Here is a 25,254-nt window from a genome sequence, read left to right as displayed (position 1 = left end):
AGTACAACAGCCACCGCTCCGGCGGGCATGCTGGCGGCGGATCGATGAGAAACCGCACCCCGAAAGCCAACGGACTAAAAGCTCCTTCCTTCCGGCGGCTCACACGCACCGACCTGGCTACCTTCGACCGTGAAGCAAAGGACCTCATTATTGCGTCCATGCAGATCGGCTGCCTTGGCCGGATTTCCTCCAAAGGACACTGCATCCTGCGCAACAACACCGGCGGCACCACGTCCGTCCCGCGCAACATGACGACGTCGAACCGCACTGCACAGAACGTCAGATCCGACATGCGCCGGATCATGGCTGAACATCGCCCGACATCCCCGAATCAGATCCCGGACCGCTCCACGGACAGGAGGGCGAGCTGACAGTGTCGCAGTGCTTCATTCAGCACAGCCCGGCCTTCACCCGATGGCTCGACGACCGGACCGAAGGCCTCGCCGGCGACACCCGGATCCAGGTGGGCTTCGACAGGACCGGCGCTCCGGAATTCCGGGTGGTGGCTCCGTCCGGGCCCAATCCGTGTGGAAACGCAATGTCCGACGAATCCACGAACCGCAGGCCTCTCCAAGCGCCGATCCATGCCCGATGACAAACCCATCCGGAAGGAGGGAGCCCGTCATGACCGACAACGCCACAATCCAGCCGGGCCCGCCGGTCCAGTCAGCGATCACCCTGATGCCGCACCAGCAGCAGATCCACGACTTCCTTGTCTCCCGCCCGTTCGCCGGGGCGTGGCTGGGCATTGGTTCGGGAAAGACGGGGACTGCTCTGAGTGTCCTGCAGACCGTGAGGCCAATGGGACACATCCTCGTCATTGCGCCTGTGCCCATCGCCCGCTCCACCTGGCTCGACGAGATCGCGAAGTGGGGTTTCCCGATCCGGACGAAGTCACTCATCGTCAACGACAATGACAGGAAGCTGTCCAGGACAAAGCGGCTCCAGCGTTTCCAGGAAGTCTTCACCGACCCGCCGACGATGTACTTCGTCAACCAGGAGCTGCTCACGCAGCCGCCCCGGCGGGACTGCACTGCCTGCCATGGCCGGCCGTCCAAAGGCAGCTACGTGTGCCGTCAGTGCCAGGGCGGACTCGTCGACCAGATGCCGATCCAGAACGTCGGGGGACAGGACACCATTGTCTGGCCGTTCCAGACGGTGATCATTGACGAGTCCCAGGGCTTCAGGTCCCACGACAGTGGCCGGTTCAAGGCGCTCAGCAAGGTCAGGCCGGCCATTTCGCGGCTCATCGAGCTCACTGGCACCCCGTGTCCCGCTGGTCTCCATGACCTCTGGAGCCAGGTCTACCTGCTCGACCAGGGCCAGGCCCTGGGGCAAAACATCACGGCGTTCCGCAACCGCTGGTTCATCCCGAAGATGGTCCCGGGCACCACGACCCCGTCAAAGTGGATCCCCACTCCGAACGCCGAGCAGGAGATCCACCAGGCGATCGCCCACCTGGCGATGAGCGCCAGGAACACCTCGCTGAAGATGCCGCCGCTCACCATCCAGGATGTCAACGTCACCCTGCCTCCGGACCTGCTCCAGGCCTATAAGGACTTCAAGCGGGACCTGGTGCTGGATGTCGTGAGCACCTACGTGGACGGGGATGGGCGGCTGACGCAGAGCGTCGAGTCGATCGTCGCCGAGAACCAGGCTGTCCTGACGAGCAAGCTCATGCAGTTCGCCTCCGGCACGCTCTACACGGCCGATCCTGATGACCCGGCCACCAAGGGCCGCTACCAGGTAATCCACGACAAGAAGATCGAGATGGTCGAGTACATCGTCCGGAACAACGGGGGAGAGCCGGTGCTCCTCCCGTACCACTTCCGGTCGGACCTGGAGCAGCTGCTCATCCGGCTGCCGAAGGCAGGTTTCGACGCGCAGTTCTTCGACGGTTCCCGTGACATGGTCCGCCGGTGGAACGCCGGGCAGATCCAGGTGATGCTGCTGCACCCTGCCTCCGCCGGACACGGCCTCAACCTCCAGGACGGCGGTTCGACGATGATCTGGTACACGCTGCCGTTCTCGCTTGAGCACTATCTGCAGACCAACGGTCGTCTTTTCCGCACGGGCCAGACCAAGCCGGTGACCATCCACCGGCTGATCGCCAAAGGCACGCAGGACGAACGCATGCCTTCGGTGCTCGCCGTTAAGCAGCAGACGCAGGACAACCTCATCGAAGCAGTCTCCGGAGACGCCTCGGCCGAACTGGCTTTTCTGGCTGCGCTTGAGGAGGAGATCCGCGAGGACCTCAACGGCCTCTGGGCCTCCGAACGCGTCTGAGCAGCTCAGGTCCTTAGTCGGCGGGCCGTCTGGGATTCTGCCGGGCAGGGCCGGCAGAGCCGACCCGGGTGGAAGGTCAGTGTTGGACGGACCCGGGGTACGAACTCCGGGTCCGTCCCCGTGCTGCACCGTTGCGTCTCGATCGTGGCCTTGCAGGGTCCTGCCGGTGGTCCCTGCGGGACACAACTGCGCCTTGCCTCCCGCACGGGTCACCCAGGTGACCCGCATGCGTCCCGATGAGGACCTTCGCCAGACACCTGTCGGCATCAATGCTCTGCGTTCCCAATTGCCATCAGCGAGGCAGCGGGCACTGAACAGCAACCGATCGCCGGATTCACGCCCGGCAGAAACGGGTGCACCGCAATGACCATTGCAAAACAAGCGACCAGGAGCCTCATTGCCATGAGCACGGACATTCCGACGGTCACCGTCGACCTCACAATCCAGAACATCTACCCCGGCGAGGTCATCCAGACACTGGTCCGTAACGGGCAGGTCCCTGCGCCGGCATCCTTGGACGCCGATGAGCTCGACGAATGGGCCACGGAGTTTCTCTTCCCTTTCACGGGGACCGGCCGCGAGGACGGCGACTCCGGCTACACCATCAGCATCACGGGTTCCCCCGACCAGCGGCTCGTCTGCCAGGTTTTCGAAATGGGCTGACGGGATCAGGTGAGGCCGGCAACGACGCCCGGGACGGATGCGCAGAAAGCCTCACTAAGCCCCATGGACCCAAGTTCTCCGGGGCTTTCTCCGTTCCCCGTGCCGCAGCCCAAATGAAAGAGCACCCGCATGAACACCCTGATTCCCGACGACGACTCACCATCCCGTACCCCGCAGAGCCCCGATTTTGTTGACGACCCATCCTGGCGGGAAGACGCGCTGTGCGCTCAGGTGGACCCCGAACTCTTCTTCCCGGAAAAGGGCCAGCCCTCACGCGACGCAAAGAAAATCTGTAGCACCTGCGACGTCCGTGAGCAGTGCCTCCAGTGGGCGATGACTGCAAACCAGCGCCATGGTGTCTGGGGCGGACTGACGGCCCGCGAACGAAGCAGGCTCGCCCAGAGTAGGGACGCCCATGTGACAACCAGGAACACCGAACGCGAAGACACCATCTTCCAGTTGCACACCGCCAGTGTTCCGCCGACCGAGATCGCCCAGCGCTTCGAGATCACGGAGCGATCCGTGCACCGGATCGTCAAAAAGGCCAGGCAGCGCCGGCAACGGTCGGCATAGACCTGCTCGTTTCAACGGCCAGAGCTATTGTGACCGTGCTGCCAGCCTTCGTTTGTCACACGCAAGACGAAAGCTGTAGCGTTTGTGACACAGTACGATACGGGAGTGTACGCGGTGTCCGCTCTTCACCACTAGAGGAACGCTGATGCCTGCCTTCATTCCCTTCGTCCCAGCAGCAAAGCCTGGGCACCTCCGGTCCTATCGCTCACTGTTCGAGCGGCTCCGAGGCAATGAAGCCGCCATCATCGACGCCACCCCGTGCTCCGCGGACCGGGATCAGCTCGACGTCTTCGAATGGCCAGCTGATCTGACCCTCGACGCCTTGGGCGAAGCCATCGCCTCAGTCCGCGGCCTTGGAATCATGGTCAAGCCCATCCCTGATGAGATGCGGCACCAAGAGGTCAGCGGGCTCACCACCGTGATCGGAAGGGTGGCCCACGTCTTCTATGACCCCAAGCTCCTGCCACTTAACAAGGAGCAGACTATCCTCCACGAGTACGCGCATATCCTGCATGGCGACGTCCAGGCGGACTCCGACTGCACGCATCTTCGCAGCATGTTCGACGACCCCGTGGAAAAGCGCGCCGAAACCACTGGTATGCGGCTGATGGATGCTCTGCACCGGAGGCAGCGGGCGTCCGAAGACCGGAGCGAGGTCCTTGCCTTCCTGTCAGGATCGGACGAGAACGGCGGCTTCTGATGACCGAAATCATTATCGTCGGAATCACCATGGGCCTGATCGTTATCGTCTCCGCCCTGTATAAAGGGGGCAGGCGCCGGGTCAACCTGCTCCGGGTCACGTGCGTAGCGCTCTTCGTTGCCACGGTCTGTCGTGGCATGGAGCCCCCCGTTGACGGCCCCGCCGTCGACCTCCTCAAGCGCCTGGCCATCCTGGCCGCCCAGGTCTCCGTGGCGCTGCTCATCTTCAGTTTCCGCGCCATGCCGCTCTCCCGGCGCGCAACACGGTCGGTCTACGTCTTCGCCGGGCTTATCGCGCTGGGAGAAGCCGTGCTGGTGTGGTTCATCCCCGTCCATGCCGACGGCACCATCTACGACCGGACTGATATCGATGATGCCCTCGCCCAAGGCCGGGCCTGGCCCCTTGTCTCCTACAACTTTCTGTACCTGAGTGCGTTTGCTGCAGCGACCGTCGTTGTCGCCGTCGGCTGCTGGCGCACCATGACCCAGAGAAATCAGCCATTCTCTGCAAGCCTCCCGGTCGCATTCGTCTTCGCCGGAGCGCTCGGATCTGCCCTGTTCATCGGCTCCTCGCTCCTGGACCTGCTCGGCCGCCCGGTCCTTGAAGGAACCGAGGTAAGAACGCAGCTCCTTGTCGCTGTCGTCAGCTTTTTCTTCGTCGGACTCGCCACGGGTGTTACGCGCCGCATCAGCATCGATGTACGGAAAAGGCTCGCGCTTCGTCTCGCGCACGAGGTCGTCGTACCCCTGTGGCAGACGGCGACGACGCTCCACCCTGACGTCAAGCTCCCGCGGGAAGACCAGATGGAGTTCGATCAGCTGATGACGCTCTCGAGGCTCACGATCGAGACCCACGACGCCCTCAGGCTCATCCGTGAGGACACCGATCCGGCGCTCGAGCCCCTGCATGGGCAGCATCCCGAAGATCCGCATCTGTCCGCGGGACTGGTGCGCCATCTCAGCGGCGAAAACGCGGTGCCCCGGCTCGGATGGGTCACCCGCGCGCTAAGCCGTCTGCGCACCCTCAGATTGAAAGACGATGAAAACCTGGCCACTTCCGTGCAGAGCATTTACGAGATCCGCGTCGCGATGAGCGCCATGAGCGCCATGAGCGGGCAGGACGGACGATGAGCCACCACCAGACGAAAGCGCATGCCCCCGCGCCTGCTGATCCAGCAACCCGGGCCGCCCGGATCCTCAGCGACATCTTCGCACCCGCGGTGTCCGTGTTCCTCATCTGTGTCCTGTGCGGCGTCGCCGGACGCCAGCACGCATGGTCTGGCCTGGGGTGGGGAATCCTGCTCGGCACTTTCTGCGCGGTGATTCCGATGACCGCCATCCACATCGCCGTGCGACGCGAACGCCTCACTGACCGGCACGTCACCCGGCGCGAACAGCGGTGGTGGGTCTTCCTCGTTTGTGTGGGATCCGTGTTGTGCGCCATCGCCACGACGCTCCTCCTGAGTGCGCCCGGCCTCCTTTTCTGGATCCTGCTGACCATGATCACGGGCCTCGTCATCACCGGGACGGTGACGCTTCTTGGCCCGAAGGTCTCCATGCACGCATTCTGCCTGACGTCCCTCCTCGTCGTCGCTGCCACGCTAGTCTCGCCCTGGTGGCTGCTCGCGCTCCCGGTTCTCTTGCCTGTGGTGACATTCGCACGCCTGAAGCTGGGCCATCACACACTCGTCGAAGTCGTCTTAGGTACGGGGCTCGCCTTCCTCGTAATGTTCGCGGCCCAGCAGTTCCTACCTGAAATCGGTTAAGGCTTCGACCGGCGGAGGGCAGAATCCACTGCAGTGGAAGATGTTCCACTAAAATAGTGAGCGGTGCTGCTTTGGCGAGATCGCGGCGGCCGATACACGACCGAGTCCACGAGGAGGACTAACTCCGTGACCATTGCGCGGCAACTGGAACGCCTGTTCGCACAAACCGCCGGCCCCCAAGGCCGACCGGTAACGCTGCAGGAGATCATCCACAGGATGGAGAAGCGGGGCATCTCGACAATGTCACTGAGCTACCTGCAGCAGTTGCGCTCGGGGCAGGCTGAGAACCCCCGGCTGCAGCACCTTCGTGCGCTTGCTGACGCCTTCAACGTGCCTCTGTCCTACTTCCTCGACGAGGGCAATGAGCCGACGTCGCCCATCGAACACAAACTGACCAAGGAAGAGCGCACAATCGCCCTGCGCGTCCACGGCCTGAGCGATGGTGCCCTGTCCAGTATCCGGGCAATAGTCGAGCTCGCCCGCAAGAGTGAGCAACTCGATGATCCGCCACAGTCTTCCCGCGGCAAATAGGGCCGAAGCCGAAGGGCCGGGGCGTCCGTCTGGTACGCGAACATCACACTCGTAGTGGAACTCGTTCGATCACATGACATGGCAGTGGAAAGTTTTCCATTCGTATGGAATGATTAAATCAAAGCCCGACTATGCTGCGCACGGGCCTCGTCACGCCTCATGAACACGCCTTGTGAAGGAGTACACCATGAACGCCCTGCAGCCCGAAGCATCCGATTCCGACGAGTTCCCTGGATTCGAGGAAGCCCGCACGCTCATGTGGTGCTACGAGGACAGGGCCAGAACCCATGCGCGCCTAAATCAGACTGACCTCATCGCCGACGAGTCCGTAGTCGCCGTCCATGTCGAGAACACTTCGCGGGCTGACCGCGTCTTCCTCTCGGCCTTCGATCGCGAGGGACGGCTGCTGCGCGGCGACACCCTCTACGTCGACGACGCCAACGAGCGGCTCGACGTCACGGCGGAATTCGATCACGACTACACCGGCATGCCGGTCGCCGAGGGGTCCGAGCTGAAGGAAGCCATCGCACGTGAGAATGGCTGGGTCGTCGACATGCACGCCTTGCGGGAATATAACCCCGGGGACGACCGCGGGAATACCCAGCGGGCGGTGCTTGTGGCTCATCTCGGCGACATGATGGCCAGCGGCCAGGCTCGCGGCTTCCTGCTCGGAAAGGACGACGTCGCCGAGGGTCCCGGCCATGCGGATGAACTCGGCGACGCTGCTGACACGGACGCTGCCTGAGCAGCAGGTACTTCCGTTTCGGACGCAATCAGACCCCGCTCCGGCATCCGCTGAGGCGGGGTCTTAGCTGTCCGGGAGCTTACGGATGACAGTCGGGGACCGGCTCACGCCGTTCCCGGGGGATGTTCCGTGTGGGGCGCGCGTGCATCGCACCGCTGCGCCGCCTACTCAGGATGAACTGTGCAGTGTCCCGGCCATCCCCGACATCTTCGAATCCCAGGAGTGATCTCCCCATGCCCCTTGATGCTGCGCAAGTGCCCGTCAAGTACCAACGCCCGAAGGATGTGCGCCGCCCCGGCTTGACCATTTGGGAAGTCCCCGGTGAAGGGCTTTACCGGGCCGTCGAGAGCGACCCAGACCAGCTCGCGATCGGGACCCTCACGCAGCTTGGCTGGACCGAGCTCATCTCGTTCGAACGCGGTGAGGCCCATACTCCTGTCGAGGCCTTGCAGGTATGCCTCCGCATCCAGACTCCGGTCGCCAAAGCTGATGCGGGCGGCAATGACAACACCGAAGCGGGGGAGTAGCCCATGGCTGAGCCAGTCCCCGCCGTCGAAGCAGCACTTGAAGAAGCTGCCAACGAGGTTATCAGCGCCCATGGGATCGCCATCGACGACGGCGAGAGCTGCCTTGAAGCCTTTGGCTGGGCGCTGGGCAACGGAATCGGGTACGGGCAGGGACTGGGTGAGCTTGCCCAGGCCATCGTTGACACCTTCGACCTGCCCGGCCTCATCGCTTCCAGGATCGAACTGCTCTCGGAGTACAAGCTCGACTATCCCCGTGACTATGAAGCTGACGATGTCGCCCGCATGAGGGCCGAGATCCAACAGCTGCAGTCCCTGCAGCAGCGTCTAGAAAACCAGCCCTGACGGGACAGCAATGGCCCGGTGGCCTTGATGGCTGCCGGGGCATTGGGCGCCAGCGGACAGGACCCGGCTCACGCCACAGGCGGGATGAGCAGTGCTGATCCGGCATAGATCAGATTCGGATTCTGGATCCTGTTCGCCTCGACCAGCTGACCAACAGGCACGTCGGTCTCCGCAGAGATCGCAGTCAGGGTGTCGCCGGGTTGAATGGTGTAAACCTCCGGCTCCGGTTTAGGCGCCGGCGCCGGCTTCAATGCAACCGGCTGCGCTGCAACCGGCGGTTCCTGCTTCTTCTGCCCGGGCGCGTCAGCCACGCCGTTTCGATCGGCGTCCGACATCGTCACGGTAACGGAGCCGCCGGCGGGCCCAGCCGGTGCCTCGATTGCCGCAACGCGGGGATCATCTGCCGGGGCCATCTGGATAACGCCCCAACCGGCAAAAAGTACCGACCCTCCCAGCATGACTCCTGCTGCAATGACTGGTCCGTTGCCGAAACCCATCGGCCCGACCTTGCTCTGCACGGCGGTCCGCGCCTGCCCCGAAGGGCCTGATCCCACCTTCGGCGGGCTCTGAACATCTTCTGTCATACCTGTCGCCTCTCCGTTGCGAATGGCATACCGGACCGTCCGCGTCCGACTCTGTCCTTCCACTCATAGCTTAGTTGGGTCGATATGGAATAAGAATGCGACAGGGCAGTCCGAGAGACCTCAATAATTCCCGATAGATCACAGAATCCCCAGATCAGCACAGACCAAACAGAAAGAAGTCATCAAGATGGCCAATTACTCCGTCTCCGCCAGCCAGCTCACCGAGGGCCGCAACATCTTCATCCGTGGCAAGCTCGCCTTCGCCCGGCTGACCCGGCTCATCGAGGGCGCTGAACTCGCGGCAAGCGACCAGCGCAAGATCCAGAACGGCATGAGCCCCATCGGCAAGCCGCACACGACCGCGACAATCACCGAAGCCGAAGTCGAGTCCGCCGACCCGGCCAATCCGACGGTTGAGGAAGCTTTCGTCGCCGAGCGCCGCTATGCCTCGAAGAAAAACCCCGACACGGGCCTGCACTACTCCATCGACTCCAAGGGCACGAGCCTGCCGGTCATTGTCATCCCTTCCGGGAAGGATGACGGCACCTACGACCAGGACACTTCCGGCCAGGAGCTCGCCCAGGGCGTCGATGTGACCCTCGTGCTGCGCACGTTCAAGCCCAAGAACTTCAACAACCGGGGCTTGGCACTCGAACAGGTGATCGTGCACGGAAAGCCCGTCTACTACAACGGCGGCGGCGTCGACACCAACGAACTCGCCGCCCGCGGTATCGTACTCAACTCCCCGCCGCGCCAGCTCCAGGCCGCGGAAGCTACGCCTGCCGGCGATGCACAGGCGGTTCCCGTGGGTTCCGACGACGAGGACGGCCTGTCCTTCCCGGCTCCGCAGCCCGCCGCTGCTCCTGGCGAGGTCCAGGATCCGGCGGCTGCCGCAACCGCGGTGGCTGCTCCTGCCGCGTCGGAGACGCTCGAGGAGAAGCTCGCACGACTTCAGGCCGAGAACGAATCCCTCAAGGACGCCGGCTCGCCTGTTGGTGCAGCTGCCGGCCCCTGGGCCGGTACCGTCCAGCCTCAGCAGGCCGGAATCCACTACCAGGGCTGATCGCGGCCACCACCAATGAGGCCCCCCGTACCGGCATGCGTGCTGTACGGGGGTCCTGTCTTTCTGCCTTCCTGCTTCGCCCCTTCAGATCGAAAGCGTGGGTGCTGCCATGACCACAGCCGACCCCCGATCATGGTTTCCGCGGTTCTACGGCAATCCGGCGATCCAAACCCTATCGAAGGCAGCCCGGTGGACGATCTCCGGCCAAATCGGAGATGACGACCCGAGTGACCCAGCCAAGCCGCCCACCCGCAAGGCCCCGATCGACGTACGGCACCTCATCGACGCCGGCCGGTTGCGGGGTGCCTGGGCGACGGATGAAGCCTGCCTGGTCACTCTCGAAGAACTCACACGGGCGATCCCGGAAGCCGCAAACACTGCGTTCTATCTGCAGGCACAGACCGACGGTCTGCTTGTAGTCGACATCGAACCAGCCTGCCCGCCAGGCGTTGCTGCGGACCTGCTGCGGCTTCCCGGCATCCTCTACTCAGAGCTGTCGATGTCCGGACGCGGCTACCACCTCGTCATTGGGCTGCCTTCGAATTTCCATGATTTCCCCATCGCCGCAGGCAAGCGGGTCCTGCGCGAAGAGCACGGCTGGTATGAACTGCTTTTGGACCACTGGACCACCTTCACCCGTGAGCCCATACCCGGCAACGTCGCCGGCCACGTCCGCAATATGGCCTCCCAACCGGCCTTCGCTTCGATTGAGGCCCTGTACGCACAGCTTGCAGAAAAGGCACGTGAAGGCACGGGCGCTACAGCCCTTGCCATTGACACAACGGCAGTCATGCCCGACATCCCGTACGCCCAGGCCATCGTGGAGCAGACCGTGGCCAACGCCAGGGGACAGTTGAAGTCAGCGGCGGACTTCAACCACGACATGTCCCGCTGGGAGTTCTCAGTCCTGGCCTCACTTTTTGGCTGGCTGAGGACACAGCTGCGAGATTACAGCGCCTACGGCGTCGAGTATTCCTCCAGCGACGCAGCCTGGCTGCTCTACCGGGCATCACTGGAAGTCATCCCGGCCAGGCCCAAACACAACCAGCTCCGTAACGGCCGTCCCTTCCTGCTGGACAGGGCCGCGGCCCTGATCGCAGAGCGCGAAACGGCAGCCCGGTCGTCCTGATGAATGCCCGGTGGTTGCCCGCCTGCATTTGTTCCCGCGTCGGCCGCTGTCGTGAGGGGGATGCTGCGGCAGGGCAGGGCACAGGGGAGTACAGGATTTGATCGCGCAAAGCGCGATCGGGTGGCGGTGTGCAGCAGGGCTCCACCGCCACCATCAACAGTCTCCCGGGGATTTCACCAGCCCACGGGTACGTCTGCGGCATGCCTGCCCGGGACATGCGGAACCAGGTGGTTGCCGGCCGGGGCCGGAGGGTCTTTGCAAGCTGACCTCTCAACCTCACCCACGACAGAAAGAGCCCACGATCATGAAGTTCAACGACACACTGACCAACCTTGTCCGCCAGACTCTCGAAGCCGGTGCCGTCCCGGCCCTGATGGGGGAGCCCGGCATCGGCAAGTCCTCCTTCGTCGAGGCCCTCGCCTACGAAACGGGGACGAAGGCGTTCACGCTTCCCATGAACCAGCTGGCCGACAAGGCCGACCTCACCGGCGCACGCCTGGTGCCGACGGCTGACGGGAAGAGCTTCTCGCAGGTTTTCTACCCGCACCACGTCATCCAGGACGCGATCGAGTACGCGCTGGCAAATCCGCGTGAATGGCCGATCCTGTTCCTCGACGAGATCAACCGCACCACCTCTGACGTGACCTCCGGTGCCCTCACCCTCGTGACCCTGCGCAAAATGGGCCACATCCAGCTGCCCGGGAACCTGCGCCTCATGGTGGCCGGCAACGACAAAGGCAACGTCACCACCCTGGATGAGGCGAGCCTTTCGCGCTTCGCCATCTTCCACGTCGAACCGGACGCGCCCACGCTCATCGGAGTGCTCGGATCGGGCATGAACGAATGGGTGAAAGAGGTGCTCACCCAGTTCCCGGGGCTGGTCTTCCAGAAGTCGACGCCGAACGTTCTCGTGGCCGACGGCAAGGACGACGACGATGACGGCAACGTCACGATGTCGGACCTCTTCGACGGCGGCGAGGAGATGAACCAGCTCACCACTCCGCGCACCATCGACAACCTGTCCCGGTGGCTGAACGTGGCCGACCGCCAGGAGCTCGCGGCCTATCTGGCGACTCCCGCCGTCATCGAGGGGCGCGAAACGACCGTCCTCAACGAGGTCCTCGAGGCCTTTGTCGGCGACACGATGTTCACCACGCAGCTCGTCGCGACCATCGCGAAAGACCTGGCGGCGAACTCGGGTGGAGCGGTGCAGAACCGCATCGTCGTTCCGCGCCCGAACTGCTACGCAGGCCTCAAGGCCGCAGCTACCGTCACGGACCTGGCCGGGGAGATCGCGAAGCTGACTGACAACGAGAAGTCGGGCTCGCTGCTCTACGCCCTCAAGGAGACTGCCGACAACTCCCGCCTGATCGAGCAGCTGGCCCTGGCCACCTCGCAGATCGAACAGGAGCACATGCGCACCCTCGTCGAGATGCTGAGCAACCAGCAGGTCGACCGCTCGAATCTCGAGGCTTTCCTCGAGGTCAACGCACCGGTCGTCCAGGCTGTCAGCCCGCTCCTGTCGGCCTTCCTGTAAGCGATCAGGGCCGGACGGGCCGGTGGCCCTCTGCTTCGGCAGCCGGCCGCCGGCCCTGCAGCCCCCCACCCGTAGAAAGAGACCACGACTCATGACGATCACCGTCACGAACCAGAAGCCGGCCGTGCTCGACGCGGTGCACACCATCCCGTGCACCGGCGGCTACGACCCCATGTCCGCACTTCAACGCGCGATCGTCGACCCCCTCCTGCAGCCGCTGGCCCCGAACACCGCGGCAGTCATCGCCGACGACAGCGGCCACGACATCAGCCGCGATGTCCCGGACCTGATCATGAGCTGCCTCGGTGAACAGGTGAACGTGCAGGCCGAGCGCACCGTGAAAGAGATTCTCGGACAGACCCTCGTCAATTTCGACCCGGGCACCCCGCTGCCGGTCGGCGAAGTCTTCGCCGCCCAGGCCGGACAGCAGAACAGGATGCCGGCTCCTTCGCCCCGCGTGATCTACACGGTGCAGAACGACGTCATCCCCGCTGCGAAGGGACTGCTCGCGGGATCAAGCGACGAAAGCGGGTTCTTCGCCTCCGTCGCCTACACCTTCCACCCCGACACCCTCGGGTTCTGGTTCCAGTCCTCGGCTGCGTTTGACGACTTCAAGGTGTGGCTGGCGCAGCAGACACAGATTCTTGCCGCCGCCGTGCCCGCGGACACCGCAAAGCTGCTCACCGATTTCACGACGCTCAGCCTCAAGCAGCTCACCGAGTCGCTGCTCATCCGCAAGGACGACACCGACGGCAACGACGAACACTCTTTCGCCCGACTGATTGTGCACCTGCTCATGAGCTACGTCCGGCAGCAGCGGACCCAGGCCCAAACCGGCAGCACGGCCGCGGCCGGCGTCATGCCGTTCACGGTCGGGGAACTGTTCTGCCCGCGTTCACTGGTGCTGGTGAACGTTGAAGCCCATGCCCGGGCGACGTCCGCGAAGATCGCCGGTGAGTGGGCCATCATCAACCAGTCGCTGTCCTCGCCGGTAAAGGTCGTCTCCCACAGGAACCTTTCCCGGCTCACGAGCCTGCCGCGTGCAGCGGCACGCGCTGCCGCCATGGGCGCGCAGCAGAAGCCGGGAATGCCGGGAAGCCGGTCCGCCCAGGTGAAGTTCCGCAAACAGCCGCCAGGCAGGATCGACCTGTACAAGGACATCACCCGCGTGCTCAGGCGCATGGGCAAGGTCAACCGCTCCCAGAACGTCTACCGCACGACGAAGACAACGTTCCTCAAAGCGAACCGCCGGGATCCCCACGACTTCAACAAGCCCGGCCGGATCACCAGCGTCAGCTACATGCCGGACATCCACATCTACATCGACACGTCGGGATCGATCAGCGAGGCCAACTACCAGGAAGCCGTCATGATGCTGATCCGGATCGCGAAGAAGCTCAACGTCAACCTCTACTTCAACTCGTTCAGCCACATCCTGTCACAGGAGTCGCTGCTCAAGGTGGAGGGCAAGAGCGTCGGGCAGATCTGGAAGGAGTTCCGCCGGGTGCCCAAGGTCACCGGCGGCACCCAGTTCAAGCAGGTCTGGGATTACATCAACGCCTCGACCAGGCGGAAGCGCCAGCTGAGCCTGATGATCACCGACTTCGAGTGGTCCCCGCCGTCCACGCGCATGGAGCACCCGAAAAACCTGTATTACGCCCCCTGCTCGGCGATGGACTGGAGCTCCATGGTCGACTCTGCGAAAAGCTACGCGGACGCCATGCAGCACATCGATCCGAGCATCAGGCAGAAGCTCCTCGGCATGGTCATCTGACCGCGCCGGCCTGCAGTACCCGCGCATCAGAGCGGTGCCGCCGGGGCATTTCCCCGATCGGCGGCACCGCTCGTCGCGTTCACCACCACCTCTCACAAACCCCCGCTTGCCCTGGCCTTTTTAACGGCACTCACCCCGCCGCGGGACCGGACCACCCACCCAAGGAGGACCCCGACATGGGTCTCAGCAACTTCACCAACGACTCCGACGACGACACGAACGGCACCTCGCCCCCGAACGGCTTCCCTCCGGTGTTTCCCGGCATGGGCGGCGGCAGCGGGGGAGGCGGCGTTGACGATGACGCCGTCAAGGAAATGCTCATCGACTGCAACGCCCGGTTCCAGGGCGCAGATCCGACCAAATTCCGGGACGTGCTCATTGAGCAGGTGCTCTCCGTCCTGATCTCGAAGAACAAGCCGAACCCGCTCCTGGTCGGTTCGGCCGGTGTCGGCAAGACCAGGATCGTCGAGGATATCGCCCGGCGCATTGCCCTCGGGGACATCCTGATCCCTGACCAGCTCAGGGACCACACCATCTACGAGCTGCCCATCACCAACATCATCGCCGGATCGGGAATCGTCGGCTCCCTCGAGGAAAAAGTGAAGGCCATCGTCGGGTTCGCCTCGAACCCGAAAAACAAGGTCATCCTCTTCATCGACGAGATCCACCAGATCACCGGCGGCTCCGGGAGCCACGGCGACTCGGTAGGACGCAAGATCTCCCAGATCCTGAAGCCCGCCCTCGCACGCGGCGACATGTCCGTGATCGGCGCGACCACGGGCACCGAGTCCCGCGGCTTCGACGAGGACCCGGCTTTTGCGCGCCGGTTCACCCGGCTCATTGTCGATGAGCTGACCGTCGAACAGTCCGGGGAAATCCTCGAGAGCGTGCGTCCGGGGCTGGTGGCGCACTACCGCCACCAGATCACGGTCGCCGATGACGTACTGGCCGAAACCGTGAAGATCGCCGAGGCGAACTCGCGGGCCGGCCAGCACCGGCCCGACAACGCCATCACCCTGCTGGACCGGGCGATGGCCGACCGGGTGCTCGAGCAGAAGCGCCTCATCTCACAGGCACAGAACGCCGGCAACCAGGTCGTTGTCCAGGCGCTGCGGGCGCAGACCTCGGTGCCGCTGACCGGCACCCGGGTGCTCGACGTCGCGAAACGCCTGATGACGGGCAATGCCCAGCGGAAAGATTTCGACGTCGCCACCTTGCGCACCACCCTCCTCGGGCGGCTGCAGGGCCAGGACGCGGTGCTGGAGCAGCTTGTCGACCGGCTCGCGCGCGAGGAGCTGGCACTCTTCCCGTCAAAGACCCCCACCACATGGATGCTCGCAGGGGCCTCCGGCGTCGGCAAGACCGAGACAGCGAAAATCATCGCCGAGCAGATGACCGGCACGGAGCCGATCATCCTGAACATGACCGAGTTCCACACTCCGTCGGACACCGCGAAAATCGTGGGGGCTCCTCCCGGGTACATCGGATCGGACTCCAACCAGGAGCTCCCGTTCGACACGCTGGAATCCAACCCGCACCGCGTGATCCTCCTGGATGAGTTCGAGAAGGCCGACAAGGCCGTGCAGCGGCTGTTCCTCTCGGCATTCGATGAGGGGTACATCCGCAACTCCCACGGAAAGCTGCTGGACTTCTCCAAGGCACTCGTGATCTGCACGACGAACGCCGCCCGTGACGCACTGACCACCCGGCCCGTCGGGTTCGGCAGCGCTCCTGTGGAGGTCACCACCCAGAACCTGGTGAAGGCCCTCTCCGAGGTGTTTGACGCCGAGCTGCTGGGACGCTTCTCGCTCATCGTGGGCTACCGGCCCATCGACGGGGAGGCATACCGGGACATCATGCGCGCCGACTACACATGTCAGCGTGAGCGCATCGTTGCTGCCAAGCCACGCCTGGCTGCGGGCCTGCCGGATCAGATCCCCGATGATGAACTGCGGGCCATCGCCGAGTGCACCTACCTGCGTGAGCAGGGGGCCCGGCCGGCGCGCAGCGCGGTGCGTGCGTGGATCGAGGACTCCCTCCTTGCCGTTCAGCAGGGCGTCGCGGCCGGCTCTGTCCCCGGGGCCCCTGCGGCTGCTGCGCTCACGCAGCAGCCCGACCCGGAGCCCGCCGTCGACGACGCCGGGTAATCCACACCCCCGCGGCGCCTCTCCCTGCTGCCTGATGGGGGTCCGGTCGCCCCATGCCCACTCCCGGCAGGGAGTTCCACGCCGGCCCGGCGACGGGTGCGGTGTGTACAGAAACGGCCGTGCGCCTGGGTAGCGCACGGTATCCGGGACGTGGCGTGGCCACGCTCCCCGGATTCAGGGGCCTCACGGCCCCTGACGGGTGGGTTGAGAGGAACACGGACGGGGCCCGTCCCCTGGCGGGAGCCCCGTCCGTGTTCATGCCCGCACCCATGACCCTGAATGCCGGCTGCGCGCACCGACTCATCTGCCTTCTCTCACTCACCTCCCGCTCCCACTTCACGAAAGGCAACACCATGCCTATCCTCCTCGACGAATTCGACCTCTCGGCCCAGGCCATCACCAACAAAACAGTCGACCCGAAGTTCTTTTCCTCGAAGCTCACGGGCAGCGGCAAAAAGACCGGGCTGCTCAATGAAAGCCTGCTGCCACTGAACAGCGCGACCAACACCGCCTACGCCATGGCCACTGACATCGAAGTGAAGCAGAGCCTGACGCAGCACGACATCACCACCTCGTCTGTCCCGCTCGCCCCCGTCACGCGCGGGGCCCTGATGGCCGGCGGTCCCTTCACACTGCCGACCCCGCACGTCGATGACCGCTTCACCGTGGACACCTCCACCAGCACAGTCCAGGACTGGGACGTCGTGTTCGACATGACGCCGCAGGCGCTCGTGCTGTACGAGAACAAGGCAGGCGACGTGAACACCCGCGACCTGGTCATCCAGTACCGGATGGAGCTGTACTTCGTCAGGAAGGGCCTTGCTGAGCCTGAGTTCACCACCTTGGTCCCGCAGACCTCCGGGGCCGGCAACCACGATGCCTCAGTGTTCCTGCAATGGGACACCAGCCCGCTGGAAAACGCCCACGGGTACATCACGGACATGCTCGGCCGCGCAGGCCTGGCCATGGCCAATCCCGATGAGCTGGAGGAATGGCTGCGGGGGTACCCGATCTGCGAGCGCATCACGCGTCTGGCCCACATCTGGGACTCCGAGGTAATCGCCGATGAGATCTGCCGCTACATCGCGGACATGCCGGCCGGCCCGTCCGACGAGCAGCTGAACATGCTCGCCATCCAGCTGCGCTACCTGGAGAACTACAACGTGCCGCTGGAGGCCTACCGGTCGATCCACAAGCAGCTCGAACTGACGTTCCCCGGCCAGATCGCGGCGAAGCTGTCGAAGCAGAACCTGAGCCTGCTGATGAACCACACGCTCGACCACCTCGAGCAGATGAAGCCCCGGCTGACGGTTCCCGACCTGCCGGCCACGCCACCGGTCCTGCCGGGCCACCTGTCCAGGCAGCAGCTCGATGCACTCACCACGCATGAGCCGCTGGTGATGACCCAGGCCGGTGCGGGAACGGGCAAGTCGACCGTGATCCTGGAGCGCATCAGGTACCTTGAGGCCTGCGGGGTCCCGGCTTCGGACATCACGGTCCTGTCGTTCACCAACGCCGCGGCCGACAACATCACGGAGAAGAACCCCAACGTCGGCTCGATGACGATCGCCAGGAAGATCATCGACATCTATGCGCTCAACCACCCGGGCCACAAGGTGTCTGCCATCGACACGATCATCAACTCGATCGACATCTTCTACCCGAACAGCCAGTTCGCCGCACGGTTCCGCACGCGGCTGCTGGAGGTCGACCAGAACAAAACCGGTGCCTTCACGTCGCTGAACACCTTTGTCGAGAACCACTTCGACGACGTCATCGCCCTGCTCGACCACATCGGACAGACTTCGCTCGAGCTGCAGATCATCATCTGCTATCAGCGGATCGATGACATGGCCGAGCCTGCTCATGTGCAGTCCAAATACCTCATCATCGACGAGGTGCAGGACAACTCGGTGTTCGAATTCATCTACGTGCTGAAGTACGTCACCAAGCACGCCCAAAGCCTGTTCATCGTCGGCGACGCCAGCCAGACGCTGTATGAGTTCCGCTCGGCTAACCCGCGGGCACTCAACACCCTGGAAGGCTCCGGAGTCTTCACAACCTTCCGGCTCACGACCAACTACCGGAGCAACCAGGAGATCCTGGACTTCGCCAACGTCGTGCTCGGAGGCCTGGAGACGAACCAGTTCGCCAACATCCAGCTGCAGGCGAACTCGCTTGTGGTCCCCACCGCGGATTCCTTCCGGGAAAAGGTCACGCTGGACTACCGCGAAGTGGCACGCCTGACCGGCTTCGTCGGCACTGACCTGCAGCCGGTCGTGCGCAACACCGTCATCCCCGAATACGTGGACAAGTGCCTGGCCCGGGGCGAGCAGGTTGCCTTCCTGGCCTACGCCCGCAGCGAGGTTGCCAAAATCCAGGAAGTCCTGGAGCAGCGGTATCCGAACCGGCATGTTGCTTCGCTCGTCAGCGACCGGGTCTACGCCACCGACATCTTCTCGAAGTACATCAAGTTCTTCTGGAACGACGTCCTGCAGGCTCCGCCGAACAACGCTGCGTTCGTGGTCTCCCAGGGGATCAGGGACAACATGGACAAGCTGACGAAGAACGCCGGCAACCCCGGCGTGGAAAAGGCGGTCCTGCGCACCATCTCTGAATGGTGGGTGGAGAACAGCCCGGCCATCAGCGGCTGGGTGGCGCTCTGCAACCAGGGTGCGCTTCCGCACCCGGTGTTCTTCGATCGCCTGCGCGACAACCTGCTGTCGTTCGAGATTCAGCGCAACCAGCAGAAGCTCAACGTCAACAAGCAGAAAAACCAGGAGCGCAAGCGCAGGAACCTCGAGTCCAGGGCCGATCTCGTCGTCTCGACGATCCACGGTGCCAAGGGACTTGAATTCGACAACGTCGTCGTCCTCTACAAGGAGGACACGAAGATGAGCCAGGACACCAGACGGATGTTTTACGTCGCCTTCACCCGGGCCATGAAGAGCCAGTATGTGCTCTCCTACGGCACGGTAAGGAACCCTCCGATCCAGAGCAGCTACGACCGGATCGTGGCAGCCCTGACTGAGCGCGACGAAAAGAACGCACAGCGTGCCCAGGGCATCAGCCCGGCTCTCCTTGCCGGCGGCGATTCAACCGGTTCCGGTGCGGTCGACGACCTTTCCATGGTCGTTGAACCCGTCTGACCACCGGCTGCCTCCGGACCGCAGGGGCGGGTGCTTCGTTCATCGAATGCCCCCGTCCCTGTGGTTGTCCACCCTGTTTATCCTCTCCACTTCAGCCACCGAAGGAGCCCGCCATGACAGCGCCCGGCACCGAAACCGTCACCGGGGAACCCGCTCCGGGCTCCCGCGCCAGCTACGACCTCATCCTGTGCCAGGCGGACCGCATTGTGTTCCACGGGCACTATGAAACCCCTGCACAACGCCTGAGCATGTGCGTCGGGATCCTCACCGCCTCTGACGTATTCTCCGGAACAGTGTCGGCAGAACGGGCCGCAGGGATCCACGAACTGCATCACGGCCACGTTGCACGGTCGAACACCAGCCCTGATGAAGCCGTCAATGCCATCGCCAAACTCTGCCGCCCCTGGGGGATCCAGCTGTACGTGGGCACGACGGCAAGAAGCAGCGCCGCACCACCGGTCCTCTACTCGGTCATCACCGAATATGGCCCTGGCCAGACTGTCGCGGAACACTTTCCGGACCGCGAGAGCCGTTCCGCCAGCCTTATCGGGCGGGCCGGGCAGTTCTTCGACGCCCCGGGGCACATTCCCGAAGCCGTGCTTGCTGATGACCACCGTCTGGCGGCCCTCGTGGCCACCTTCCTGATGCCGGCGACAGTGACTCTCACCGAAGCAGCCTTCGATGCAACCACAGGAGCCTACCGGACTGCCGACATTGGAAACCACGCACGGAGGCCGGTCACGTCATCCCGCGGGGCAGGGGAGATCTCACCGGCCTGAACAACGGGCAGTGGCTGTGCCGACAGCACAGCCACCATCAAACCAACCTGATACCCACACACCTTTGTCGATGACGGCTGCCATGCCGTCGAAGGAGGCACTCCGCGCCATGACTGATACAACTGGGATGCACGACATCATCAAGACCGTGGAGCACCACGGGCTGGCGATCCACACGCTGCTCTGGCACGAGTTCGAGCCCCGGTTCAAAGCCGTGCGTGATGTGCTGCGGCAGAAAGAGCTTTTGTACATCCCCGTTGCGCCAGTTCCCGAAAGCCTGGTGTGGGCAACGATCGGCTACTTCAGCGCCAGCCGGTTTACCACCGAGGGCGGGCGTTGGTTCGTCACGAAGTTCGACACGCAGACCAGGCAATACGGCCGTCGGGTTGAAATCCCGACGGAGTTCATCGGCGCCTCCACGACAGCCTGCCGTGAACTGGCACGACGAATCATCGCGGAGGACGGGCCCGGCCGTCAGGGAAGCCTCAGGCCAACCACTAACGGCTGTCATGCAGCAACCTCCAGCCCGATCGAGCAGGCCGCGTGGAACCTTCACGTGATGCTGTGGCAGGAACTGAAAGAGCGGATCCGCGCTGTCTTTGATGTGCTCTACCGGAAGGAAATGGGCTATCCCGCTGCTGCGGCGGTTCCGGCCGAGCTGAGATGGGCGCGGCTCTCATTCAGTACAGCCTGGTTCAGCAGTGAAGGCGAACGACGGTTCATGACCCCCTTCAACAGCATGAACGGCGAATTCACGGGCCCCCGGATAGAGATTCCTCCGGCATTCGTCCGCGCTTCACCGCTGGAATGCCGGAGGCCGGCCCGCCGGATCATCGCAGAGCACTTCGAAGCGGAGAAAACCGCCGAAATCCACAGGCTCCGACAGGAGCTCGCCCGATTGGGCGCTGCCTGACCCGCCCTCGTCTGCGACGCCCATTTTCACGCGAGCGAACCAAACCCCGGCCGCCTTGACTGAAGCGGGAGGTGCGTCCCTTTCATGTCGAGATACTTTGTGTATGATTCCGAAACAAGGCACTCCTACTGGAGCGCCTCTCGGTTGGAAGCAGGCCGCCCGGTAAGGTCGGTTCTGCAGGCCTGGTGGGAGCCCAGGCCTTGTACGTATGGGGGAGCGTTGTTTTCAGCAGCACAGCCGATCGGGTGCAGGTGTACTTGTAATCAGGGGACGGCAGGCGCCCCAGCGAAGGTCAACGATTGGGACCTGTCCTTGAGGCGCTTGGCGGAAGAGATGCAGGTGTTTTACACCAACGCGCTTGACCCGCAACTGTCGGAAGCTGAGCATCAGGATGCATTTGCAAGGCTAAGGCGACTCATGCAGAAGGCGCAGCAAGGCATTTTAGATTTTTCGGGCAGATCGCCGGATGCCAAGGTTATGTCTCGTGCGGATTTTGTGATCGAGCTTCGTCCCCAGCCTGAGCGCACATACAGATTTGGCCGCCCAAGCCTTCCAGCGAGGCTGGTCCGGCTGTACTGTGCCGAGCCCACTTTGCGCGATCGGGTCATCCTCGGGCTACACTTGGGGACGAAGCCCAATGATGACGACGTGCATAATGAGCAGAATTCGTCCATTGATATCGCAGCCCAAAGAGCCCATGATTGGGACACATTGCAGCACACTAAAAATCTCAATAATGGAGTTGGGGGAGGTACCTCATGAGTCACGTTAACGAAGCCGCCGATATCTGGGGACTGGAAAATCCAACCCCTGAGCAGGCATTGGCGGACGATAACCTCCGGGCACAGGAGCACCTCTGGGAGTCGTTGGCCGTGGCCCTCCGAGACTCGGAGCGCAGTATTGAAGATGTGGCTGCCCGTTTGGGAATCCCTGCTGATCTTGCAGAGGACATCAGCAACGGTAGGGTCGACGTGTCATTAAGCGACCTGCGGGAGTTCGCATACGCGATAGACGCGTTTGTGACCTACCGCGTCAGCTCCCGCTACACCAGCAACCTAGAAAATTACCGTCGTTCTCTGGCCAACGTTCCTCAGCACTGGCATCGGTCGCATCAGAGCTCCCCGGCCGAGACCGTCTTCAACACCATGGTCGAGAAGCTGGCCAGTGGGCGATAAGGTGCCATCAGCGCTGACGGATCTTCGCGCTAAGAGCCCTATCTCCTTTGACGTCCTTGTGGATCGGATAGAGCTTAACCGACACTTTGGCGGCGAAAACGAAGAAGATGTTTCGCTCCGGTGGGATGTGTACCTGTACTCGTTTCCGGCGAGAGCAAAGGACGGCCTTCGCGCACCCAACTATCTTCTAGTTGGGCACTTGTTTCGCAGCACAGAGGCAGCTCATGCTCAGGTCAGGGCCAATGGACTTATTCGAGCTTACGAAGCGGACGGCCGTCCTATGAACGTCGATTATGTCCGAGAGCGCGTAGCGTACGGATTCGTAGAACCTGTTTATGACGCATGCCGTAGGGCTATAGAGGTGCAGGGGTCCATTATGGATTTGGACCTGGAGCTTCCGAAACTTTCCCCGGTTACACCGATTCACTTTGACACGATCCGAACGGATGAGGAAGCTGATACGTCTCCGCCCGTGGATGAGGTTGAGCAGAGACTCTAAGTAGGCGCGAGCTCCGGCCCAAAACTTACGTCATAGTCATGAGAAACGGGCCCCAAGGCTGGTTCACAGCCTGTCGCGTGGCATCAGGGGGCGACTGCCTCATGTCCGCAATTCGCATGGCTTTGGCAGGAGAGGATTTCTAGGTCGCCGAGGACCTCGACCTGGATACCATTCGGTTCGTTCTGAACGAAATCCCGCGGGGATGGGCGCCGTACCGTCGGTGTCACCCCATGTAGAGGTTCTCAATCCATGCGCTGACTTGAGTTCCCGTACAGCAGCGACACCATGGACAGGCCCCCGATGAGGGCTTCCCGGCAGGCATCTCTGCGGCAAGGATATTGGCTCTGCCGGGTGGTTAGCTTCTTCGGCCCGGCTGAAGCTCCGCACCAGAGTCCTGTGTCCTGATCGCGCCGGTGACTCGTCCCTCCCCATCCACGTCCGCACGCGGGACTGAGTCAATAGAGAGGGACACGAGGGTTCCCCGGCAGCCCGCCCCGCTTTCACAAGCGTTGATTGGATAATCAGTCTTTGTCTGCGCCATCGAGTCGTAGTGAAGGCCGTCGATTTGGGCACATTTCTCCCAAGTGTCTTCGTCCAGCAGTTCGGACGCCCAGATCTTGGAATAGCCCTGCATCTGGTCCTCGTCGACGCCGCTCGTTCCGTGCATGCTTTTGTTGGGCCGAGGATGCCGTCGGGCGCTCAAGGCGGTGACTGTCTCCCTAACCTGTTTCAGTTTTCCCAGATGCCCATGATCCGGCCCCTTCCCGGAGTGGCTCAAGGGTCCGTTCCTGGCTGAGCTTACACCCGGCGCACCACAGGCGCGGGGGGAGAAGTCCTGTGGCTGACGAACATGAATGGCCACGGTGCCTATGGCAGGAAGGTAGCAAACGAGTGCGGTGCACGGGGTGTTTTCTTTTTGGCTCTATACCGTCACAGCACAGCTGTGACCGGGTCTATGCCCGACAAGGGAAGCAACCACACCCGAAATGAGAGCCGTCATGTCCACTGAACCTGCTCCGATCCGCGTCATGCCTGCCGGTGCAGCCGGTGTGAGGAGATTCTCGGAACCCACGTCCGAACAGATCGAAGAGGCTGCTGCCCTGCTGTTTCTGGCAGCGACCAGGAAAATACTGCGGTCCCAGGAGCACGTCTGGGATATCCGCCTGGAGCTGGAGGTATCCCATACAGTGCACAACCAGCGCAGCTACTGCCTGCACGCCACCACCCGAACCGGTGAGAGCATTACCGGGACTGCAGGGCATCAGGTCCATCCCGCAGACGGCACACCTGAAAACGCTGCCTGGAGCATTGCACGTGAGGCCCGGAGCGTAGCAGCCAAACGCCGGCAAAAGGCCGCCATCAGGCTTGTCTGACCACAAGCCGCAGACGATCGCCAATGACGGCCCTGAATACGGAAAGAACCCCGCTGATGCCCGGTGCATCAGCGGGGTTCTTCTTTTCTACAGCTCGCACTTCGCTGGCTACGACACAGCCTCCAGCTGCCGGTTCCCTGCGTCATCGAAATCATCCATGTCCTCTATCATCCCGTACGCCTCGGGCCGGGAAGGATCGGCGCCTTCCTCGAAGACCAGGCGCCGGTTAATGCTGCGGGAAGCGGAGAACTTCAGCACCGAATAGCCTTCAACATCGCTTTTGCCAAAGCGCACCTTGTGGCCCTTGTGATCCTGCCGGTAAAACCGGCCGAAGCCTGTCAGGACAACGGCCTGTCCAGTGCTGACGACGTCCGTGAGCTCCCGGAGCATTGCCTCGTACACATCGCTCACCGTTCGGACCGGCAATCCACAGCGGCCCGCGATCCGGGAGATGAACCGGCGCTTGCTGATACGCGAACGCGCTGTCGTCTCCATGCCCACACCCTGCCCTGACGTCCTTTATGCCGCTATTGCCTGAAAACCAGTCTATCGACTTGTGACCTCTATCGAGAAGAAGCACGGACCAACTCTCTGATGAGTCGATACGCCTGTCGATGCCTACTCAACTACATTTCGAGATCCGGTTCGATTTCTTCGCGGTCATCCGTGCGCTTGTAGTCGACCGTCTCGACGATCGAGCGCGTCCTGGGATCACGGTGTTTGCTGACGATCCTGTCGTGCGATTCTTCGAAGCGCTTCTGCGCGGCAACGCGATGGGCCGCATCAAGCTTCGAGCCGATGTTCCGTTCTCCGAACTCGATCATCGAACCAAGCGTCGATTTCACCCCTTTCTTCGCCGCACTGACATGGCTCCTGTTCTGTGCCCGCTGCTGCTCCCACCTGCTCCTGTCCTCGGGCGTGACATAGCCGAACATCCGTGCCAGGCGCGATCCGTACCTGGTCTCCTGTACCCCTGGCTGCTGTTCCTCGCTCATCTTTC

The 25,254-nt window shown here is 63.0% G+C and carries 25 protein-coding genes; 22 read left to right on the top strand and 3 right to left on the bottom strand.

Annotated elements, in window-relative coordinates; translation table 11 throughout:
- Positions 1–44: 44 nt before the first annotated feature.
- The 11 genes from ACFRAU_RS07325 (at position 45) to ACFRAU_RS07275 (ending at position 8,132) form a co-directional block, all read left to right on the top strand.
- Positions 45–371, top strand: coding sequence for a hypothetical protein (locus ACFRAU_RS07325; RefSeq protein WP_377999350.1), 327 nt, complete (start codon positions 45–47; stop codon positions 369–371).
- Positions 372–624: 253 nt separating this feature from the next.
- Positions 625–2,286, top strand: a complete 1,662-nt coding sequence (locus ACFRAU_RS07320) for a DEAD/DEAH box helicase (protein ID WP_377999349.1) — start codon at positions 625–627, stop codon at positions 2,284–2,286.
- Between the two features lie 402 nt (positions 2,287–2,688).
- Complete coding sequence (locus ACFRAU_RS07315; RefSeq protein ID WP_377999348.1) at positions 2,689–2,949, top strand: hypothetical protein; 261 nt, start codon at positions 2,689–2,691, stop codon at positions 2,947–2,949.
- Between the two features lie 129 nt (positions 2,950–3,078).
- Positions 3,079–3,522, top strand: a complete 444-nt coding sequence (locus tag ACFRAU_RS07310) for a WhiB family transcriptional regulator (RefSeq protein ID WP_377999347.1) — start codon at positions 3,079–3,081, stop codon at positions 3,520–3,522.
- A gap of 145 nt (positions 3,523–3,667) precedes the next feature.
- Positions 3,668–4,222, top strand: coding sequence for a hypothetical protein (locus ACFRAU_RS07305; protein WP_377999346.1), 555 nt, complete (start codon positions 3,668–3,670; stop codon positions 4,220–4,222).
- A complete protein-coding gene (locus ACFRAU_RS07300; RefSeq protein WP_377999345.1) occupies positions 4,222–5,352 on the top strand; it encodes a hypothetical protein in 1,131 nt (376 codons plus the stop codon). Before ACFRAU_RS07305 ends, ACFRAU_RS07300 begins: the two co-directional genes overlap by 1 nt.
- Positions 5,349–5,987: a hypothetical protein gene (locus ACFRAU_RS07295; RefSeq protein WP_377999344.1), complete on the top strand. Its 639-nt coding sequence runs from the start codon at positions 5,349–5,351 to the stop codon at positions 5,985–5,987. Before ACFRAU_RS07300 ends, ACFRAU_RS07295 begins: the two co-directional genes overlap by 4 nt.
- A 126-nt stretch (positions 5,988–6,113) precedes the next feature.
- The gene (locus ACFRAU_RS07290; protein ID WP_377999343.1) at positions 6,114–6,518 is read left to right on the top strand and encodes a helix-turn-helix domain-containing protein; all 405 of its coding nucleotides are present in this window, start codon (positions 6,114–6,116) and stop codon (positions 6,516–6,518) included.
- Positions 6,519–6,690: 172 nt separating this feature from the next.
- On the top strand, positions 6,691–7,263 hold the full coding sequence (locus ACFRAU_RS07285; protein ID WP_377999342.1) for a hypothetical protein: 573 nt from the start codon (positions 6,691–6,693) through the stop codon (positions 7,261–7,263).
- A gap of 233 nt (positions 7,264–7,496) precedes the next feature.
- Positions 7,497–7,790, top strand: a complete 294-nt coding sequence (locus tag ACFRAU_RS07280) for a hypothetical protein (protein WP_377999341.1) — start codon at positions 7,497–7,499, stop codon at positions 7,788–7,790.
- A gap of 3 nt (positions 7,791–7,793) precedes the next feature.
- The gene (locus ACFRAU_RS07275) at positions 7,794–8,132 is read left to right on the top strand and encodes a hypothetical protein (protein ID WP_377999340.1); all 339 of its coding nucleotides are present in this window, start codon (positions 7,794–7,796) and stop codon (positions 8,130–8,132) included.
- Positions 8,133–8,200: 68 nt separating this feature from the next.
- Here ACFRAU_RS07275 and ACFRAU_RS07270 read toward each other — a convergent pair whose 3' ends face one another.
- The gene (locus ACFRAU_RS07270) at positions 8,201–8,650 is read right to left on the bottom strand and encodes a LysM peptidoglycan-binding domain-containing protein (RefSeq protein WP_377999339.1); all 450 of its coding nucleotides are present in this window, start codon (positions 8,648–8,650) and stop codon (positions 8,201–8,203) included.
- Positions 8,651–8,903: 253 nt separating this feature from the next.
- Between ACFRAU_RS07270 and ACFRAU_RS07265 the strand changes: the two genes are divergently transcribed.
- The 11 genes from ACFRAU_RS07265 to ACFRAU_RS07215 all read left to right on the top strand — a co-directional run bounded on the left by ACFRAU_RS07265 (position 8,904) and on the right by ACFRAU_RS07215 (position 24,254).
- On the top strand, positions 8,904–9,779 hold the full coding sequence (locus tag ACFRAU_RS07265; protein WP_377999338.1) for a hypothetical protein: 876 nt from the start codon (positions 8,904–8,906) through the stop codon (positions 9,777–9,779).
- A gap of 109 nt (positions 9,780–9,888) precedes the next feature.
- Positions 9,889–10,908, top strand: coding sequence for a hypothetical protein (locus ACFRAU_RS07260; RefSeq protein ID WP_377999337.1), 1,020 nt, complete (start codon positions 9,889–9,891; stop codon positions 10,906–10,908).
- A gap of 304 nt (positions 10,909–11,212) precedes the next feature.
- Positions 11,213–12,445 (top strand): ATP-binding protein, encoded by a 1,233-nt coding sequence (locus ACFRAU_RS07255; protein WP_377999336.1) that lies wholly within the window; start codon positions 11,213–11,215, stop codon positions 12,443–12,445.
- 91 nt (positions 12,446–12,536) lie between these two features.
- Positions 12,537–14,219 carry a hypothetical protein gene (locus ACFRAU_RS07250; protein WP_377999335.1) on the top strand — a complete coding sequence of 561 codons (1,683 nt, stop codon included), beginning with the start codon at positions 12,537–12,539 and terminating at the stop codon, positions 14,217–14,219.
- Between the two features lie 176 nt (positions 14,220–14,395).
- Positions 14,396–16,366, top strand: a complete 1,971-nt coding sequence (locus ACFRAU_RS07245; RefSeq protein ID WP_377999334.1) for an AAA family ATPase — start codon at positions 14,396–14,398, stop codon at positions 16,364–16,366.
- A gap of 353 nt (positions 16,367–16,719) precedes the next feature.
- A complete protein-coding gene (locus ACFRAU_RS07240; RefSeq protein WP_377999333.1) occupies positions 16,720–19,515 on the top strand; it encodes a UvrD-helicase domain-containing protein in 2,796 nt (931 codons plus the stop codon).
- Positions 19,516–19,628: 113 nt separating this feature from the next.
- The gene (locus ACFRAU_RS07235; RefSeq protein ID WP_377999332.1) at positions 19,629–20,294 is read left to right on the top strand and encodes a hypothetical protein; all 666 of its coding nucleotides are present in this window, start codon (positions 19,629–19,631) and stop codon (positions 20,292–20,294) included.
- A gap of 148 nt (positions 20,295–20,442) precedes the next feature.
- Positions 20,443–21,207, top strand: coding sequence for a hypothetical protein (locus ACFRAU_RS07230; protein ID WP_377999331.1), 765 nt, complete (start codon positions 20,443–20,445; stop codon positions 21,205–21,207).
- A gap of 339 nt (positions 21,208–21,546) precedes the next feature.
- Complete coding sequence (locus ACFRAU_RS07225) at positions 21,547–21,969, top strand: hypothetical protein (RefSeq protein WP_377999330.1); 423 nt, start codon at positions 21,547–21,549, stop codon at positions 21,967–21,969.
- Positions 21,966–22,382, top strand: a complete 417-nt coding sequence (locus ACFRAU_RS07220) for a hypothetical protein (RefSeq protein WP_377999329.1) — start codon at positions 21,966–21,968, stop codon at positions 22,380–22,382. The genes ACFRAU_RS07225 and ACFRAU_RS07220 overlap by 4 nt, the downstream gene beginning before the upstream one ends.
- A gap of 1,497 nt (positions 22,383–23,879) precedes the next feature.
- A complete protein-coding gene (locus tag ACFRAU_RS07215; RefSeq protein ID WP_377999328.1) occupies positions 23,880–24,254 on the top strand; it encodes a hypothetical protein in 375 nt (124 codons plus the stop codon).
- A gap of 108 nt (positions 24,255–24,362) precedes the next feature.
- On the opposite strand, the gene ACFRAU_RS07210 is transcribed toward ACFRAU_RS07215, so the two are convergent.
- Together ACFRAU_RS07210 and ACFRAU_RS07205 are read right to left on the bottom strand one after the other, a co-directional pair.
- The gene (locus ACFRAU_RS07210; RefSeq protein WP_377999327.1) at positions 24,363–24,749 is read right to left on the bottom strand and encodes an HU family DNA-binding protein; all 387 of its coding nucleotides are present in this window, start codon (positions 24,747–24,749) and stop codon (positions 24,363–24,365) included.
- 131 nt (positions 24,750–24,880) lie between these two features.
- Complete coding sequence (locus ACFRAU_RS07205; protein ID WP_377999326.1) at positions 24,881–25,249, bottom strand: hypothetical protein; 369 nt, start codon at positions 25,247–25,249, stop codon at positions 24,881–24,883.
- Positions 25,250–25,254: the final 5 nt, after the last annotated feature.

Source organism: Arthrobacter sp. NPDC056691 (genome assembly GCF_042791415.1).
Taxonomy (GTDB): domain Bacteria; phylum Actinomycetota; class Actinomycetes; order Actinomycetales; family Micrococcaceae; genus Arthrobacter.
This window is presented reverse-complemented; position numbering and strand designations above follow the sequence as displayed.

What these genes read in the sequence shown, in the direction of transcription:
- ACFRAU_RS07325 (WP_377999350.1), top strand. Translation starts at nt 45, where the DNA reads ATGAGAAACCGCACCCCGAAAGCCAACGGACTAAAAGCTCCTTCCTTC.
- ACFRAU_RS07320 (WP_377999349.1), top strand. Translation starts at nt 625, where the DNA reads ATGACCGACAACGCCACAATCCAGCCGGGCCCGCCGGTCCAGTCAGCG.
- ACFRAU_RS07315 (WP_377999348.1), top strand. Translation starts at nt 2,689, where the DNA reads ATGAGCACGGACATTCCGACGGTCACCGTCGACCTCACAATCCAGAAC.
- ACFRAU_RS07310 (WP_377999347.1), top strand. Translation starts at nt 3,079, where the DNA reads ATGAACACCCTGATTCCCGACGACGACTCACCATCCCGTACCCCGCAG.
- ACFRAU_RS07305 (WP_377999346.1), top strand. Translation starts at nt 3,668, where the DNA reads ATGCCTGCCTTCATTCCCTTCGTCCCAGCAGCAAAGCCTGGGCACCTC.
- ACFRAU_RS07300 (WP_377999345.1), top strand. Translation starts at nt 4,222, where the DNA reads ATGACCGAAATCATTATCGTCGGAATCACCATGGGCCTGATCGTTATC.
- ACFRAU_RS07295 (WP_377999344.1), top strand. Translation starts at nt 5,349, where the DNA reads ATGAGCCACCACCAGACGAAAGCGCATGCCCCCGCGCCTGCTGATCCA.
- ACFRAU_RS07280 (WP_377999341.1), top strand. Translation starts at nt 7,497, where the DNA reads ATGCCCCTTGATGCTGCGCAAGTGCCCGTCAAGTACCAACGCCCGAAG.
- ACFRAU_RS07275 (WP_377999340.1), top strand. Translation starts at nt 7,794, where the DNA reads ATGGCTGAGCCAGTCCCCGCCGTCGAAGCAGCACTTGAAGAAGCTGCC.
- ACFRAU_RS07265 (WP_377999338.1), top strand. Translation starts at nt 8,904, where the DNA reads ATGGCCAATTACTCCGTCTCCGCCAGCCAGCTCACCGAGGGCCGCAAC.
- ACFRAU_RS07260 (WP_377999337.1), top strand. Translation starts at nt 9,889, where the DNA reads ATGACCACAGCCGACCCCCGATCATGGTTTCCGCGGTTCTACGGCAAT.
- ACFRAU_RS07255 (WP_377999336.1), top strand. Translation starts at nt 11,213, where the DNA reads ATGAAGTTCAACGACACACTGACCAACCTTGTCCGCCAGACTCTCGAA.
- ACFRAU_RS07250 (WP_377999335.1), top strand. Translation starts at nt 12,537, where the DNA reads ATGACGATCACCGTCACGAACCAGAAGCCGGCCGTGCTCGACGCGGTG.
- ACFRAU_RS07245 (WP_377999334.1), top strand. Translation starts at nt 14,396, where the DNA reads ATGGGTCTCAGCAACTTCACCAACGACTCCGACGACGACACGAACGGC.
- ACFRAU_RS07240 (WP_377999333.1), top strand. Translation starts at nt 16,720, where the DNA reads ATGCCTATCCTCCTCGACGAATTCGACCTCTCGGCCCAGGCCATCACC.
- ACFRAU_RS07235 (WP_377999332.1), top strand. Translation starts at nt 19,629, where the DNA reads ATGACAGCGCCCGGCACCGAAACCGTCACCGGGGAACCCGCTCCGGGC.
- ACFRAU_RS07220 (WP_377999329.1), top strand. Translation starts at nt 21,966, where the DNA reads ATGAGTCACGTTAACGAAGCCGCCGATATCTGGGGACTGGAAAATCCA.
- ACFRAU_RS07215 (WP_377999328.1), top strand. Translation starts at nt 23,880, where the DNA reads ATGTCCACTGAACCTGCTCCGATCCGCGTCATGCCTGCCGGTGCAGCC.
- ACFRAU_RS07210 (WP_377999327.1), bottom strand. Translation starts at nt 24,749, where the DNA reads ATGGAGACGACAGCGCGTTCGCGTATCAGCAAGCGCCGGTTCATCTCC.
- ACFRAU_RS07205 (WP_377999326.1), bottom strand. Translation starts at nt 25,249, where the DNA reads ATGAGCGAGGAACAGCAGCCAGGGGTACAGGAGACCAGGTACGGATCG.